At 34.0% G+C, this 16,858-nt stretch carries 11 protein-coding genes and 1 tRNA gene; 1 reads left to right on the top strand and 11 read right to left on the bottom strand.

Annotated elements, in window-relative coordinates:
* Position 1: 1 nt before the first annotated feature.
* The 10 genes from IW18_RS16705 to IW18_RS16660 form a co-directional block, all read right to left on the bottom strand.
* Positions 2-1,012 carry a GntR family transcriptional regulator gene (locus IW18_RS16705; protein WP_041519044.1) on the bottom strand — a complete coding sequence of 337 codons (1,011 nt, stop codon included), beginning with the start codon at positions 1,010-1,012 and terminating at the stop codon, positions 2-4.
* A 276-nt stretch (positions 1,013-1,288) separates the two neighbouring features.
* Positions 1,289-3,028 carry a glycoside hydrolase family 43 protein gene (locus tag IW18_RS16700; RefSeq protein WP_041519043.1) on the bottom strand — a complete coding sequence of 580 codons (1,740 nt, stop codon included), beginning with the start codon at positions 3,026-3,028 and terminating at the stop codon, positions 1,289-1,291.
* Positions 3,029-3,052: 24 nt separating this feature from the next.
* Positions 3,053-4,087 (bottom strand): glycoside hydrolase family 43 protein, encoded by a 1,035-nt coding sequence (locus IW18_RS16695; RefSeq protein ID WP_041519042.1) that lies wholly within the window; start codon positions 4,085-4,087, stop codon positions 3,053-3,055.
* A gap of 27 nt (positions 4,088-4,114) precedes the next feature.
* Complete coding sequence (locus IW18_RS16690; RefSeq protein WP_041519041.1) at positions 4,115-5,548, bottom strand: MFS transporter; 1,434 nt, start codon at positions 5,546-5,548, stop codon at positions 4,115-4,117.
* A 281-nt stretch (positions 5,549-5,829) separates the two neighbouring features.
* Positions 5,830-6,945, bottom strand: a complete 1,116-nt coding sequence (locus IW18_RS16685) for an endo-1,4-beta-xylanase (RefSeq protein WP_041519040.1) — start codon at positions 6,943-6,945, stop codon at positions 5,830-5,832.
* 116 nt (positions 6,946-7,061) lie between these two features.
* Positions 7,062-9,920, bottom strand: a complete 2,859-nt coding sequence (locus tag IW18_RS16680; RefSeq protein ID WP_041519171.1) for a glycosyl hydrolase 115 family protein — start codon at positions 9,918-9,920, stop codon at positions 7,062-7,064.
* A gap of 157 nt (positions 9,921-10,077) precedes the next feature.
* Positions 10,078-11,241 (bottom strand): mannonate dehydratase, encoded by a 1,164-nt coding sequence (gene uxuA / locus IW18_RS16675; RefSeq protein ID WP_205625292.1) that lies wholly within the window; start codon positions 11,239-11,241, stop codon positions 10,078-10,080.
* Between the two features lie 25 nt (positions 11,242-11,266).
* Complete coding sequence (locus IW18_RS16670; protein ID WP_041519039.1) at positions 11,267-12,004, bottom strand: SDR family NAD(P)-dependent oxidoreductase; 738 nt, start codon at positions 12,002-12,004, stop codon at positions 11,267-11,269.
* 16 nt (positions 12,005-12,020) lie between these two features.
* Positions 12,021-14,171: an alpha-glucuronidase family glycosyl hydrolase gene (locus IW18_RS16665; RefSeq protein ID WP_041519038.1), complete on the bottom strand. Its 2,151-nt coding sequence runs from the start codon at positions 14,169-14,171 to the stop codon at positions 12,021-12,023.
* 270 nt (positions 14,172-14,441) lie between these two features.
* A complete protein-coding gene (locus tag IW18_RS16660; RefSeq protein ID WP_041519037.1) occupies positions 14,442-15,488 on the bottom strand; it encodes a LacI family DNA-binding transcriptional regulator in 1,047 nt (348 codons plus the stop codon).
* 152 nt (positions 15,489-15,640) lie between these two features.
* On the opposite strand from IW18_RS16660, the gene IW18_RS16655 reads away from it, so the two are divergent.
* On the top strand, positions 15,641-16,660 hold the full coding sequence (locus tag IW18_RS16655) for a proline-specific peptidase family protein (RefSeq protein WP_041519036.1): 1,020 nt from the start codon (positions 15,641-15,643) through the stop codon (positions 16,658-16,660).
* A gap of 113 nt (positions 16,661-16,773) precedes the next feature.
* Here the strand turns inward: IW18_RS16655 and IW18_RS16650 are convergent.
* Positions 16,774-16,858, bottom strand: a tRNA-Leu gene (locus IW18_RS16650).

Raw genomic sequence — 16,858 nt, 5'->3', positions numbered from 1 at the left:
CTTATAATGATTCTCTTAAAATTAAATTTGTTGATACATAACTCTGAACAACCTCATCGTGTGTGATAAATGCTGCGGCTTTTGTTCCTAATTCTTTAAAATCAGTCGATACTACTGAAATTCCTTTATATATAAATTTCTTCATTGGCGTTTCGTTGTACGACAAAAAACCAACATCTCTTCCGGGTTCTAAATCCCGCTCTTTGCATTGTTCTAAAAAGTGACCTAAAATTCTATCGCTCACACTGATGTAGGCAATTCCTTTTTCGATATTGAACTTTTTTGGATCGGTAATAACTTCATAATCAAAATTAAAATCGGTACAAAACTTTTTAAAAAACTCCAATGTTTCTTTTGGATGATTGGTATAATCCGGATAAACAAATTGTATGTTTTTATACTTTTTAAACAAATCAACCGCATTTTCTAAAGCATTATAAAATGCTTTTCCAAAATCCTGAAAAACATAATTATTTTGTTTTTCGGTATGTATATTCCAATCAATTAATAATAGCTTTTCGTTGGCAATTACAGATAAAGTTGGTGACACTTCTTTATGATCAAAATTCATCACCACATATTTATAATACTTTCCTACACTATTGTTAATGATCGTTTTAAAAACGTCAATGTTATAATGATGAAATTGTACATCTGTAATCACATTATCAGCAAGATTATTTACAAACGAATGATATAACACCTCTTTATATGCTTTAAAAGTATCTAATACCAAAAGCACTTTTCTGGTTTCGCCCGATACATAATATCCTTTATTGGGCACAGAATCAATGATGTTTTGGTCTTTTAAAATCGAATACGCCTTAAAAACGGTATCTCTTGACAACTGATTCGTTTTGCAAATGCTGTTTACTGACGGCAGCAAATCTCCTTTTTGTAAAATATTCTCGGCAATGGCATTGGTGATTCCGTTTACCAATTGCTGGTATTTCGGAACATCACTATCGTGATTTATTGTAAATACAAATTTTTCTTGTTCTTCGTTTAGCATACCGTTCTGTTCCGTTCTGTTATGGTAAGCTAAAGTAACTAATTGTTAGTTATAAAAAAATAGTTTTTATGCAAAAATTGTTAACTTTTTAATTTGGGCGTGTCCCTCTGGGTCGTCCCGAAGCTTCGGGATCGTTTCAAGTCCTCGCACTTCCTTCGTCAGGCTGTGGGCTTTCCACTGCTATCCCTCACGCAAAACGGTTTCATAAGACACAATCTTGTCATTTCGAGGAACAAGAAATCTCCACAATTAACTCGACAAAAACTTTATGGATTATTAATCGAAATGTTTACTCGAAGTATACATCGCCAAGTATGTCCCTACAAACCCTCCTGCTTCTTTTGTACTTAATAGCGCTCCATCAATATCTTTTGCGAGTAAAATCCATGCTCCTTTTTCGGTTGTTTTATAATAGAAGTCGTAAAATCTTGCTTTGCCTTCAATTTTCAAAAACAATACTTTTTCATTTTCAGCAATTTCTTTTTTGGCTATAATCTCAGGTTTTCCATCGTTACTTTTAGCGGCTGTTTTTTCTAAATAAACTTCTTGCTTTCCATTGGCATTTAACCTTTTCCCAAGTAACAGGTAATGTTTTTCGTTTTGAAATGCGACTAAACCTGCTGTTCCTAAAGCATCTTTGGCTTTATATTCTAATTTTGTTGACGCTTCGAATTTTAAATGTTGTTGTCTTCTTCCTATAAATGAAAAATTAGTTTCGGTATGAATTGATTCCTGACGCGGTTTCATAACTAGTTTTCCGTTCATTAAATCGTACCATCTTTCAGAAGGCGTTCGAATAAAATTCCACTTTAAGTCTAACTTGTTATTTTCAAAATCATCATGAGAAACAAAATTCCCACTCATTGGTTCTGTTTTTTCTTTTGAAAGGGGCAAATTGGGTCTTTTATTCATCATCGGAATGGCTTTGTTTCCGTCTACAATTGTTGGCCAATCATTTTTCCATTCAACTGGCATCATAAACGTTTCTCTTCCTGTATTGTACAAATCCATTCCGTAAGGTCTGCAACCAAGAAATACTGCCCACCAATCTCCGTTAGGTAATTCTACAAAATCGGCATGTCCGGTTGTTGAAACTTCATTTTTACGATTCGGGTCTAAATGTGATTGTGTCATAATTGGATTTTCTCCATAACTTTCATAAGGCCCATATATGTTTTTGCTTCTAAAAACAACTTCAGAATGATTGAAACCCGTTCCACCTTGTGCACAAATCATATAATAATATCCTGATTTTTTTATCACATGCGGACCTTCAATCCAAACTGGTTTCTTAGCCATGTCCGTTCCTCCGTTTATGACTAATTTGGGTTGACTTGTAATTTTTTGATTTTTCAAATCATATTCGAACATATAAATAGCTCTGTGTCCGTCATGAAGCGAAATATTATTTGGCGGCGATCCATTGTGCGTGATATAAACTTTACCATCGTCATCAAAAAAAATGTCGGGATCAATTCCGTCAACACCAGGAATCACAATTGGGTTTGACCAAGGGCCTGCAGGATTTTTTGCAGTTACGATAAAATTTCCTACTCCGCTTACATTGGTACAAATCACATAAAAAGTTCCATTATGATAGCGAAGTGTTGGCGCGTACATTCCGCCAGACAATCTTGAGTTACCAAAATTAGCTTGTTCCGGACGGTCGATAATATTTGCAATTTGTTTCCAGTTGACTAAATCTGTACTTTCGAAAATGGGCAACCCTGGAAAATAACAAAATGAAGAATTTACCAAATAGAACTTATCTCCCACTCTGCAAATGGTTGGATCGGGATAAAATCCAGCCAAAATTGGATTTAGATATTCTTTATCAGATTTGGATATATTGGCATAAGCATCGTCATTTCCTTTGTAATTAAACCAGTCAAAAGCAGCACAATCAGAACACACAACCGATTGTGATTTTTGAGAAATTTTTTTACACGAAGAAGTGGCAATCATCAAAATGATTACAGTAACAATTTTAAAATCTATTTTTTCTATTTTAAACATATCTTTTTACTGATAAACAAAATCTTAATCCAACAATCTTCTTATTCCATAAGGGTCTATTGTAACTATTGTTCCATCTTCGAGATAATCGATTTTGGTTACTTTCATACTTCTTAAATGCGTTACTCCTTTTGACAAACTTGAGTCGTGGTAAAATAAATACCAATCATCATCGACTTTACAAATTGAATGATGTGAAGTCCAGCCTACGACAGGGTTTAAAATTCGCCCCTGATATGTAAATGGCCCATACGGATTATCGCCTATCGCATAACAAATAAAATGGGTATCTCCTGTAGAATAAGAGAAATAGTATTTATCGTTGTATTTATGCACCCACGAAGCTTCAAAAAAACGTCGGTCGTTATCTCCTGCCAATAAGATTTTGCCGTTTTCATCCAGTATTTTAATTTCTTTTGGTTCTTCTGCAAATTCTAACATATCCTCTCTTAGCAAAGCTACGATAGGTCCTAATGCAGATTCTTTACCAACTGGTTCTTCATTATCTACATCGTATTTATTACTGCGGTATTTTTGAAGTTGTCCGCCCCAAATTCCGCCAAAATAAATATAATGTTTCCCATCTTCGTCTTCAAAAACTGCTGGATCAATACTATAACTTCCTTTAATAGCATCTGGTTCAGGTTTAAAAGGTCCAACTGGCGAATCGCTGATGGCAACTCCAATCTGGAAAATTCCGTTGGCTCGTTTGGCAGGAAAATACAAATAGTACTTTCCGTTTTTATGTGCTGCATCCGGCGCCCACATTTGTTTTTCGGCCCATGCTACTTCATTTACATGTAAGGCAACACCATTATCTACAACTTCAGATTGAATATTTTCCATCGAAAACACATGATAATCTTCCATACCAAAATGATCTCCATTGTCGTTAAATGGAATTCCGGCATCGATATCATGCGAAGGATAAATATAAATTTTACCGTTGAACACATGTGCCGATGGATCAGCTGTATACATGTGTGATACTAGGGGTTTGGAAATGGCTAATTTATTAATTTGTTCAAAATTAATTTGTTCAATACTATCTTCAGGCATAGTGATATCTTGTTTTTTAAATAATAATTAATTTCTTCTTTCTTTTAAATCGGATTCTATTTGTACTTCCATATTTTTATTGATTTTATAGAAGAACAATAGAACAACACCAATTAAAAATGGAATAGCAGGAAAAATGCTGACCAATAATTTTATTCCGTTTACGGCGGTATCTGTTTGTGTTAATGAGTTTGGGACGTAATGAAAGTATCCTAAAAACAAAGCATTTAATGACCCACCAATGCTTAAACCTGCTTTTAATCCTACCATCATGGCCGAAAATATTATGGCTGTAGCACGACGGTTGTTTAACCATTCTGAATAATCGGCAACATCAGCAATCATTGCCCACAGAATTGGGATTGTGATTCCGTAGAAAAATCCATGAAAGATTTGAGAGCAAAAGATCAAGCTTATTGAGGTTGGCGGAAAGAAATAAAACGCTATAATAAATAATGTTGAAATGAATAAAAACAATCCGAAAACGTTTCTTTTTCCACACTTATCTGCAAGGCTTTTAGACAATGTAATTCCAACAATCATAAAGATGATTCCGCCGGCATTAAACAATCCAAATCCTGCCGAAATGGGATCATTACCAAAATGATTCAATCCCAAATTTGACAACACATCCAGAATGGGCTGAATAAAAATGGCTAATTGTTCTTTATTGACATAATTTTCAAAATAATATACATAAGCTCCACCTTTCATTGACAGGGTTATAAAAACCAAGGTTGTTAAAGTCAACATGATTATCCACGGTTTATTTTTCATTAAATCGTTTAGATCTTCTTTAATACTTGACTTTTGTTCCGGTTTTGGAATGATACGCTCTTTTGTGGTCAAAAAAGTAATTAACAACATAACGGTTCCTATAATTGCCAAAGCGGTCATTACCTTTTCGATTCCAATAGCTTTGTCTCCGTTTCCGGCACTTTTAATAATACCAAGCATAAATACCTGAACAAAGAATTGCGCAAACATTACGGCTACAAAACGATACGATGACAGACTGTTTCTTTCTCGCATATCGCCTGTAATTACACCACTCAATGCCGAATATGGTAAATTGTTACTGGCATAAAACAACAGTAATAAAGTATAGGTTACTACGGCGTAAATTACTTTTCCGTGATACGAAAAATCTGGTGTTGAGAAAGCCAATAAAGCAACAACTCCTAATGGTATTGCCGTAATTAAAATCCAAGGTCGAAACTTTCCCCATTTTGTATTGGTTCTATCTGCCAAAACTCCAATGATTGGGTTAAATATAAAGGCTGCAATTAGCCCTACAACCAACATAATGATAGATGAATCTGTAGGCGATAATCCGTAGATATCTGTATAAAAATAAGCCAAATAAGTCATCAGAGTCTGAAAAACTAAATTTGCTGCTAAGTCGCCTAAACTGTATCCTATTTTTTCTTTAATTGATAATTTTTGAGAAATGTGATTCATTATGGGTTAGTGGTTATTTTGGTTAGTTAGTACAGAATGTTAAAATTAAATAAATTACTCCTGTTTTGTTATTTTGAAGAACGAGACCTGAGCAACAAATGAAGATTTCTGGTTTCTCGAAATGACAAAATTATACTTACTTATATTTTAAACAATCGGTTGTGTAAATTTAGCTAAAAAAACATATTATGCAAATTTAGTTTACTTTATTACAATTATTACTCAAAAAACAACCGATTGTAAAACAATCTTCAAAAAGGGATCATTTTTAGCCTTAAAAATTATTCTTTTACTTCTTTTAATTGCATAACGCTGTTGTATGCTTTTTTAGGCTGTAACTTTGTATCAAACAGTAAAGGATAATTTGTTCTTCCTTTTATGGGCCAATCGTTCAACCACGATTGTCCGTCATGAACTCCCCAGAAAGTTACTCTACTTATTTTGTCTTTGTGCTTCAGGAATAATTTAAAAATATCAGCATAACGTTGTGCTAATTTATTCTGAATAGAATCTGGAAGTGTCTCTGGATATGGATTCATTTTAGGATTTCCTTCAAATTTCTGATTTACATCTGCTCCTTTTAAATCCCACGGATTTGGCAAAACTGTAATATCTAATTCGGTAAAAGCAACTTTAACTCCTAATGCTGAATAGGCTAAAATGCTTTTTTCAATTTCTTCTAGTGACGGACTATTTAAATTCCAATGTCCCTGACTTCCTATTCCATCCACTTTTCCTCCGGCAGCTTTTATTTTTTTTATCAAATTAATAGCACCTTCTCTTTTTGCAGGATCTTCAAGGTTATAATCGTTATAATACAAATCGACTTTTGGATCGGCTTTTGCTGCTAGTTTAAAAGCATCGGCAAGATAACTTTCGCCAAGCGTATTTAGAAAAACTGATTTCCTTAAAGTTCCATCATCGTTTAGAGCTTCATTTACTACATCCCACGAATTGATTCTGCCTTTGTACTTAGAGACAATTGTTGTGATATGATCATTCATAAAAGCTTTCATTTCGGTACTGTCTTTAATTTTCTCCATCCAAGGCGCCAGTTGACTGTGCCAAATTAAAGTATGTCCGTGAATGAACATTTTATTTTTTTCGCCAAATGCCACAAATTTATCTGTCAAGGCAAAATCATATTTATCTTTTTGTGGATGCACAAACATCGACTTCATGATATTTTCGGCTGTAATTGCATTAAATTGTCGGCAAATTAGCGAATCAACTTTAGCGTCTTTTTCTTCAATCTGATCAGCACTTAAAGCGGTTCCAATATAGAAATCGTTCTTGTAACTATTTTTTAAAGACGATGACAATTCAGTTTTCTTTACATTACAACTGCCTAAAATCATCAACGATAATAGTGGCAAACAATGGTTAATAAATTTCATATATTTTTGGTTTAATAGTTAATCGTTATTTTTAAAACAAATAATATTTTCATCGGAGACCTGACAGGTTTTAAAAACCTGTCAGGTTTAATCGACGACAAACAATGTCTAGATAATTACTTTTTTCTAAAACTCTCTGGCGGTCCTAAATACGATTGTAGTATTTGTCCTGATTCCGTTTCAATTACAATTTTCTGAAGAACTAAAGCTGGGTCAATTCCATAAAACTTTAAAACGTGATTTCCAGGTTTTTCGATGGTATGCGATGAGGTTATTATTTTGATATTATCTGCAACAGATTCTGCCCATTTTTTCTCAGAATTATCTTGATTAAAATTGATAATTTGAGGTTTTTCATCATCAAAAGCAATTCCGTATTTCAATCCGTCGCGGATAGTAAAATTGAGTGTAGGCGAAAAATAAGCGTGTACTTTTACATTTCCTTTGCTGAAAAAATGAACATCATATTCTAATCTTGGAGATTTTTCTGAAATCTCAATCGGTTTTATATTTGAAGGTTTTAAAGTAACACCCGATTTCGTTTTTCCCAGATTCGGAATTATTGTCCATTTTACAGGATCTAAGTTTATTGCTTTTGAGTAGTTTTGTGCTTCTATCGAAATGTATCCGTTACTTTCTATAAAACCATGAACTTTACTTGGATTAATGTTATTCGTTTTCAGTAGAAAAGTAAACTTTTGATTATTGGCTACAACAGTAAATTCCCTATTACTGATTCCCTTAGGGGCTTTTTTCCAATCAATATTTACTAGAACTCTTTGTTCTGTTTGAACTATGCCTTCAGTAGTAGAAAATTGAATCCAATTATAATCGCAAGTAATTTTAAACGCATATTTTTTTTCTCCAGAATTTATTAAATCGATGTAAGTTGGCTTATTTTCTAGCGAAGTCAAATCCATCAGCGCAATTTTATTTTTTAGAACTCCATCAAAAGATTCTTTTGTTCCTTCAATAACAATGGCCTGACTTATAAATGTGTTATAAAAAAGATGTCTTGTATTTGGAATCACATTTTTATCGGGCTGTTGCCAATTATCATAGCCAATATGGGTTTGCGACATCATATGGTTCCATTTGTCATTGGCTAATTGGGTATGATAATAATTCGTGAGCTGATTGTCTTTTTCAAATAACTCTTTTACTTTCTCTCCATAATCATTTGCCGAAAGTCGCCACTGCTCTGTATACAAATAGTTTTTAGCCGTTGCAACATACATTTCATTTAAATTTGAACTTGCTAAAACAGGAAATAAAACCAGCTGATAAAAAGCATCTTTATATTCTGGCTGCAATTTCCCGTTTATCGAATTGGCTTTTTCAACCAGTTTCTTATAATCTGCAACAACTCTATCTGCCTCATCATAACTGGCAATACTATAGGTTTTCTCATTTAATAATTCTGGTTTTCTACGAGCATTGTATTTTGTGTGTAATTTTAAGATTTCGGCAATATCATTTGTATTTTGATCACCAAAATTTTCCTTTGCCCAATCTTTATAATATTGATCTAAATTACCAGCATTGAATTTTTCAGGATTCCATGCCATATCTAAGAAAAATTCAATAGGAAATTCCATTGGTTTGATATCACCCACATTTACAATCCAGATTTTATCGACTCCATATTGATACGCCAAATCCATTTGTTCCCATACACGTTCGATTTGATTCGTGTTAATCCATTTATAATTTCTTGGTCCGCCAACATAATCATAATGATAATAAATACCATAACCGCCTTTTCGTGGTTTTGCATTCAGTTCAGGCAATTTGCGGATATTCCCCCAATTGTCATCGCACAATAAAAGTGTAATATCATCCGGAACAGTCATTCCTTTGTCGTAGTAATCCTGAACTTCTTTGTAAAGTGCCCACATTTGAGGCGTTTCTTCGGCAGGTTTTTTAGTAACATCTGCAATGATGTTTCTTTGCGTTTTTACGATATTTTCTAATAAATCAATTGCCGTTCCTTCAGTCATAGGTTCATCACCATCGCCACGCATTCCAACCGTAACAATGGTTTCGTTATCTCCCATTCTTTTAATTCCGTCTTTCCAAAAATTAATCAAAGCTTCAGAATTGGTATTAAAATCCCACTTCCCGTTTGCTTTTCCCCATTCGGCATGTGCTCTTGTTAAAGGTTCGTGATGAGAAGTTCCCATTACAATTCCATATTCATTGGCTAAAACAGCATTCTGCGGATCTTCGACATAAAACATTCTACCCCACATGGCCGGCCATAAATAATTGCCTTTCATTCGCAGAATCAATTCAAAAACCTTATCGTAAAATTTCGAATTAAATCCGCCGTACTTTTCAAATGCCCAACCCGATAAAGCTGGTGCTTCGTCGTTAATAAAAATACCTCGATATTTTACTTTTGGTTCTCCCAGCGAATGAATTCCGGGTAATACATGTAATTCTGATTGTTTTTGAACGGGAACATCTGCCCAAAAATACCATGGAGAAACTCCTATTTGATTGGATAAATCGTAAATTCCGTAAATCGTTCCTCGTTTGTCCGAACCTGCAATGACCAAAGCCTTTTTAATTCCTTTTACCGGATTATCGACAATTTGCGTGGTAAATTTTTCCCATTTCCCTTTAAGCTGATCTCCATCGATTTTTCCTTCTTTGACTAATTGGTCAATAATTTCATTTTTGCCAATTGTACCAATAATAACTACAAAATCCTGAATATCGGTAATTTTATTTATTCTTTTTGGATGTAAGTCTGAAACTTTAAAAAGATCGCTTTCTAAATGTCCAACAACTTTTAAAACCCCATAAAAATCCTTTTCACTAACTAAAAGCGAAGCTATTTTGCCTTTTGAAACCAAAGGAAAACTTTCGGCAGAAGCCTGATGTACTACATATTTATCCGGATTTATGGCATACGATTTCATCCCGAATCCCATAAGGAAAAGCGATAAAATTAAATGCGATACTTTCATTTTTAAATACATAAAATCATAGAAATTAGAACCTTGTTAGTTATTATTTAAACCTTTGTATTTTCAACGGAGACCTGACAGGTCTAAGCCGTAATGTTTTTTGTTCATTCCAAATAACTAAGAGGCTTTCGAAACCTGTTAGGATAGTTAAACTAATCTATAAATTTAATTTATAAGCAATTCCCATTTCTAAACCTCTTAATTCTGCAAGACCTTTTAATCGTCCTACGAGTGAATATCCGGGATACGTTTCGTTTGTTTCATCAACATCATGCAAAAATCCATGATCAGGACGCATGGGTAAACTCACTTTGGTTTTATTCATTAACACTAAAAGTTTTTCTACAATAACTTCCATTTTAGCATCGCCTTTTAAGTGTTCTGATTCTCTGAAAATATTGTCGCTTTCGCGGAAGGTATTTCGGAGATGTAAAAAGTGAATTCGGTCTCCACAATCTTCAATAATTTGCTCGAGATTGTTATTTTTATTAGCGCCTAAAGAACCAGTACAATAGCACAAACCATTTGCTTTTAAAGGAACGGCTTCCAGAATATTTTTTATATCATTTTCTGTAGAAACAATTCTCGGCAAACCCAAAACCGAAAATGGCGGATCATCCGGGTGAATGGCCAATTTTGCGCCGTTTTCTTCGGCAACCGGAGCTACTTCGGATAAAAAATAAATTAAGTTTTCTCTTAATTTTTGATTATCAATATTGGCATAATTATCTAGCAAAGACAAAATCTGTTCGGCCGTAAAGTTGATTTTACTTCCTGGCAATCCCAATAAAACATTCTTAAAAAGTAATTGTTTTTCTTCTTCCGAAAGTTGGTTGCCAAATTGTAAAGCAGTTTCTTTTTCTGCTTCCGAATAATCATTTTCGGCGTTTGGTCTTTTTAATAGATAGAGATCAAAATAAGTAAACGCGTCCTGATTGTATAACAAGGCTTTGCTTCCATCTTTATTAATAAAATTATGATCCGTTCGAACCCAATCGAGAATAGGCATAAAATTATAGGTTATGACTTTGACACCGCAATAAGACAAGTTTTTAATACTCGTTTTATAGTTTTCAATATATTGCAAATACGATCCGCTTGCACGTTTTATTTCTTCATGAACCGGAAGGCTTTCAACAACAGTCCATTCTAATCCCGCTTCCTTAATAATTTGCTGTCTTTCTATAATTGCTTCAACGGTCCAGATTTCTCCAACCGGAATTTGATGCAAAGCGGTTACGATTCCGGTTGTGCCAGCTTGTTTTATATCTCTTAATGTAATGCTATCCTGCGGACCAAACCATCGCATTGTTTGCTGCATTTTTATCATAATCGATGATTTAAAATTAAAACCCAATGCTGTTTCCGCCATCAACCGGCAAAACTGTTCCTGTAGTATATTTGGATTCGTTTAAAGCAAAATAATATACTGCATCTGCAATGTCTGAAGGCTCACCCAAAAAGCCCATTGGCGTTCTTCCCAGCACTTTATTTTTTCTTTCAGGATCATTATCCAAAGCTGTAGATGACATTTTGGTTTTAATAAATCCCGGTGCAATACAATTAACACGAATTCCAAACGAAGCCAATTCTACTGCCATTGCTCTTGTCATTGATTCAATTGCTCCTTTGCTTGCTGAATAGGCAATTACTTTTGGAATTCCGTATTGAGATGCCATCGAGCTAATGTTTACGATGCTTCCACCGCCATTTTCTTTCATGTTTTTTACCACTTCTCTACTTACGGCAAAAACGCTTAAAAGATTGGTGTGAATTACAGATAGAAAATCTTCATCTGTAACATCCGAAAATTCTTTTTTAAGATTAATACCGGCATTGTTTACCAAAATATCAATTGGATCATTTTTGGTAATACTTTCTATCATTGCTGGAATTCCGGCAATATCGTTTAGATCGTACAAAACAGGAATTGCATTTACGCCAATTTCTCGACAAGCTTCTTCTGTTTTTTCTTTTGATCTTCCGATGATATACGTTTTGATTCCGTTATCACATAATTTCTTTGCGGTTGCAAATCCTAAACCCGAATTCCCTCCGGTTACAATTGCTGTTTTATTGCTCATGTTTTAATTTGTATAATTAATTTCCTGGTGCAAAAGGAAATTTTAATGATTTAAAATATTCTAAAGTTTGTGTCGATTTCTCTACTCCCACAGGCAATTCTTTACCCGAATACTGCTGAAAATAAAGTAAACAGGCATCTCGCCACCATTTAGCTTCTTTGTATTGAATTGCTAACAACATTTCAACTTCTTTATAGCGTTCGCTGTCAACATATTTTTTTGTTTTACTCCACGTATTTTGCATCTCTTTTACCTGATTTACGCCTTCTTGGTATTTTAAAGCCATACCATTCCAAAGCGTCTGACCACTTTTCAGTTTATAATCCCATGAAACATGATGAAACCATAATAAATCTTTTTCAGGACAAGTTTCCAGATTATCAAAAATCTTCTCCCCTTCTGCCGCGTATTGTGCAGTTGCATTTGTTCCGGTTTTAGATCGATCGAAACCAATTCCGTTCTTGTCGGCTTTATGATAATAGGTTGGATTCCATTCAGGTCTTGACAAATTACTTACCCACGGTCCCGGGCCATAATGATGCCCAGTATCCATAATATGATGCAAACCAAGTGGCGTCATATAATTTACAACTGCTTCGCGCGATGTGAGCATCATATCTTTTACAGGTTTAATGAAATTTTCATCATTCGAAAAAGTAGCTCGTAACCATTCATCCGCAATAATTTCAGCATCTAAATACGGGTTCCAAGCTAATCTCCCAAAGCCATACCAATTGGCTTGCGCAAAAGGATGACCTGTCCAGTTAAGATCATTCCCAATATTGGAAACTCCTGCAATTCCGGTAAGTTTGTGTGGATTTAAAGAACCATCAATTACTTTAGCAATAGTCGAACCTTTTCCTTTTTGATAAGTCTCCGATTCTAAAACTTCCTGAAATAATTTAGGCAGAAAAACTAAATGCGTACTAAAACCTAAATATTCCTGCGTAATTTGAAACTCCATCATTAAAGGCGTTTTTGGCATTGCTCCAAATAAAGGATGAAAAGGTTCTCTTGGCTGAAAATCTATTGCTCCATTTTTCACCTGAACAATTACATTGTCTCTAAACTTCCCATCGTATGGCTGAAACTCAGCATAAGCCTGTTTTGCTCTGTCGTTGGCATCATGTTCAGAATATACAAAAGCTCTCCACATAATAACACCTCCAAACGGAGCAACAGCATCGGCAAGCATATTGGCACCATCGACATGATCTCTGCCATAATTTTGTGGACCTGGTTGACCTTCTGAATTTGCTTTTACTAGAAATCCTCCAAAATCAGGAATTGACTTATATATTTCTTTTGCTTTTTCTTTCCACCAATTGGCAACTTCAGTATCTTTTGGATCGGCCGTCTTTAAACCTCCAATTTCTATTGGTGCCGAAAAACGGGCAGTTAAATACACTTTTATTCCGTAGGGTCTGAAGACATTTGCCAATGCCGTAACTTTCTCTAAATATTGTGGTGTTAGAATTAGCGCATTTGCATTTACGTTGGTCAAAACAGTTCCGTTGATTCCAATTGAGGCATTTGCTCTGGCATAATCAATATAACGCTGATCGATAAAATCAGGTAATTTTTGCCAATTCCATAAGGAAAAACCAGCGTAACCGCGCTCAACTGTTCGATCTAAATTATCCCAATGATTTAAGATTCTGATATTAGTTTTTGGAGCATCTACAATATTTATGCTTTTAATCGATTTATTCGTTTGCATTAATCTCAAAAAACTATAAACACCATATAAGACAGCAACATCATTTTTTCCGGTAATTACTATTTGTTTTTTATTTTTCAACAAAACCGATTTTATAATAAACCCTTCATTATTTATCTGAGTGAAATCTGATTGAAATATTTTTTGTAAATCCGAATTTAAATTAGTTTGAGCCCCAAAAATTAAATTGTTTTCTCCATTTATTACTGATTTTACTTCTGGTTTATTTCCAAGCATATCAGAAATTCCGGTTTCTAATTCAGTAAGAGAAATTTTAGAAGTTGCGGAACTTCCTAAAGAAACAATTCCCTGCAAGTTACTTTTGTATTCTGACGCAATTGCAGCGTTTTGTATTTTATGGTATTGAAGCCATAATTTATAGTCCTTTTGAGCTGAAGCCGAAAAGGAAATGAGAAGAAACCAGAAAAAAAATCTTAATGAAGTCATTTACTTTTTAATTTTATTCTTTAAAACCTCACCTATAAAGCATCAATGTTTTACGGATTAATAAAAATATTTGATAAAATTTTAATCTAAAAAATACATTATTACAAATAAAACAACAATTGCAATCGGTTGCGTAAAAATATAGGATTGTTATTTAAGAAAAAAACTTTAAGTCTCTTTTTTTTCAAAAATTTATTTCTTTAACAAAGAAAAGCAGGATAATTTAAAAAACTATCCTGCTTTAGTATCGTAAATTCTAGAGGTGAAACCCTAAATATCTTTTAACAATTCATTACTAGACGACTCTCTGGCAAGAACCTCTGTATTTAAAAAAGTAATCTCTTTTGCATCATCATTTTTAGACGACTTCAAATTTTTGATAATAATCTCAGCCGCAGCTTTTCCCATTTTTTCAGCAGGATGCGTAATAGTTGATAAGTTAGGATCTATAATTTGCGAAATGGGATCATTATTAAAACCTATAACCTTAAATTCTTCCGGAACTTTTATACCTCTTTTTTTTGCGGTCTGAACCGCACTTACCGCCAAAATATCTCCTGGAGCAAATAACCCATCTGGCATTGGTTTTAGATCAAATAAAGTATTACTCGCTTTAACACCATCTTCATAAGTAACAGAATTTAAACTAATAATTAATTCTTCTTCTACTGGAATATTATGATCTTTTAAAGCCTCAATATACCCCCTTTTTCTTTCATTATATAGATTTCCAAGCTCTGAACCAGCAGTTAAATGAGCAATACGAATACAACCCTGCTCAATAAGATGCTTTGTAGCTTTGTATCCCGCTGAATAATTATCAATAACGACTCTAAAAGTGTTATAATCCTTTGGAACCCTGTCGACAAATACCAATGGAATATTATTATTTGAAAACTGATGAAAATGTGCTGTATCCCTAGTTTCCATTGCCAGTGAACAAATGACACCACTTACACGATTACTGTATAAAGATTTAGCCATATTTACTTCTTCTTCATACGAGTCATGCGATTGCATAATAATTACGGTATAATCTGATTTTTGAGCGGTAATTTCGATACCACTAATTAGAGAAGACAAAAAAGGCTGTGTCACAGTTGGAATCAAAACCCCAATAGTTTTAGTTTTATTTCCACGCAAACCTGCTGCTAAAGTATTGGGAACAAATCCCATTTCCTCAGCCGTTTTTTTTACTTTCTTAATGGTTTTATCACTAATAGTATGGTGATCTTTTAACGCTCTTGAAATAGTTGATGTTGCAAGATTAAGCCTTTCAGCGATATCGTAAATCGTTACATGTTTATTTTCTTCCATGAAATAAATAATATAGATGTAAATATAAACTATTTTACAACAAGATGATATTTCGAAAAATAACAATACCGTAAGTACCTGAATGAATTACAAGTAAATTAAATTTCGTATTTTTAATATAACACAATGTAATCATTTCTAAATCTATACCTATGCGTTATATTATTCCTCTAGCTACTATTCTACTACTAGGCTCTTGTAAAAACGATACACAAAAAAGCACTCTTAATGATTATTTTACTTACAATGTAGAAAATAGTATAGAATCAGCAGGAGTTAAAATGATCCCTATAAAAACTCCCGTTGGCGAATTTAAAGTATGGACCAAACGATTTGGAAAAAATCCCAAAATAAAAATATTACTCTTACATGGCGGTCCAGCTATGACACATGAGTATATGGAGTGTTTTGAAACTTTCTTTCAACGAGAAGGCTTCGAATTTTACGAATACGATCAATTAGGCTCGTATTACAGTGATCAGCCAAAAGACAGCATCCTGTGGACTACTGAACGTTTTGTAGAGGAAGTAGAACAAGTGAGAAAAGCGATTGGCGCAGACAAAAATAATTTTTATGTGTTAGGAAATTCGTGGGGAGGAATTCTCGCAATGGAATATGCATTAAAATATCAACAAAACATGAAAGGTTTGCTAGTTGCAAACATGATGGCAAGCGCGCCGGAATATGGAAAATATGCAGATGAAGTACTTTCTAAACAAATGAAACCAGAAGTCTTAGCCGAAATAAGAGCACTGGAATCAAAAAAAGATTTTAGCAATCCTCGTTATATGGAAATACTTATTCCTAATTATTACCAGCAACATCTATGTCGATTAAAAGAATGGCCAGACGGTTTAAATCGAGCCAGCAAACATATTAACAATGAAATCTATACTATAATGCAAGGACCAAGCGAATTTGGAATTAGTGGTCGCTTAGCGAAGTGGGATATTAAGAATCGTCTTCATGAAATCACTGTTCCGACTCTTATGATTGGAGCAAAATATGACACAATGGATCCTAAAGCAATGGAAGAACAGAGTAAATTAGTCAAAAAAGGGCGCTATTTATATTGCCCAAACGGAAGTCATTTAGCCATGTGGGATGACCAAAAAGTTTTTATGAATGGAGTAATACAATTTGTTAACGACGTTAATAAAGAAAATTTCTAAATTTTACACTCAAAAAAGATCATCAGAAGAGAACTTACCAATTAGATTATTCGTAAAACTTGAGTTTATTGCAAAAAAAAACTTCAATTAGCCAAGCCAATTGAAGTTTTTAGTACTCAGAGCGGGACTTGAACCCGCACGAACATTACTGTTCACTGGATTTTAAGTCCAGCGTGTCTACCAATTTCACCATCCGAG

The sequence above is a fragment of the Flavobacterium hibernum genome, from assembly GCF_000832125.1.
Classification (GTDB): domain Bacteria; phylum Bacteroidota; class Bacteroidia; order Flavobacteriales; family Flavobacteriaceae; genus Flavobacterium; species Flavobacterium hibernum.
Note: the sequence above shows the minus strand (reverse complement) of the source record. Positions and strands in the feature narration are given on the sequence as shown.

Coding starts and splice junctions, on each gene's coding strand:
- IW18_RS16705 (WP_041519044.1), bottom strand. CDS start 1,012: ATGCTAAACGAAGAACAAGAAAAATTTGTATTTACAATAAATCACGAT.
- IW18_RS16700 (WP_041519043.1), bottom strand. CDS start 3,028: ATGTTTAAAATAGAAAAAATAGATTTTAAAATTGTTACTGTAATCATT.
- IW18_RS16695 (WP_041519042.1), bottom strand. CDS start 4,087: ATGCCTGAAGATAGTATTGAACAAATTAATTTTGAACAAATTAATAAA.
- IW18_RS16690 (WP_041519041.1), bottom strand. CDS start 5,548: ATGAATCACATTTCTCAAAAATTATCAATTAAAGAAAAAATAGGATAC.
- IW18_RS16685 (WP_041519040.1), bottom strand. CDS start 6,945: ATGAAATTTATTAACCATTGTTTGCCACTATTATCGTTGATGATTTTA.
- IW18_RS16680 (WP_041519171.1), bottom strand. CDS start 9,920: ATGAAAGTATCGCATTTAATTTTATCGCTTTTCCTTATGGGATTCGGG.
- uxuA (WP_205625292.1), bottom strand. CDS start 11,241: ATGCAGCAAACAATGCGATGGTTTGGTCCGCAGGATAGCATTACATTA.
- IW18_RS16670 (WP_041519039.1), bottom strand. CDS start 12,004: ATGAGCAATAAAACAGCAATTGTAACCGGAGGGAATTCGGGTTTAGGA.
- IW18_RS16665 (WP_041519038.1), bottom strand. CDS start 14,171: ATGACTTCATTAAGATTTTTTTTCTGGTTTCTTCTCATTTCCTTTTCG.
- IW18_RS16660 (WP_041519037.1), bottom strand. CDS start 15,488: ATGGAAGAAAATAAACATGTAACGATTTACGATATCGCTGAAAGGCTT.
- IW18_RS16655 (WP_041519036.1), top strand. CDS start 15,641: ATGCGTTATATTATTCCTCTAGCTACTATTCTACTACTAGGCTCTTGT.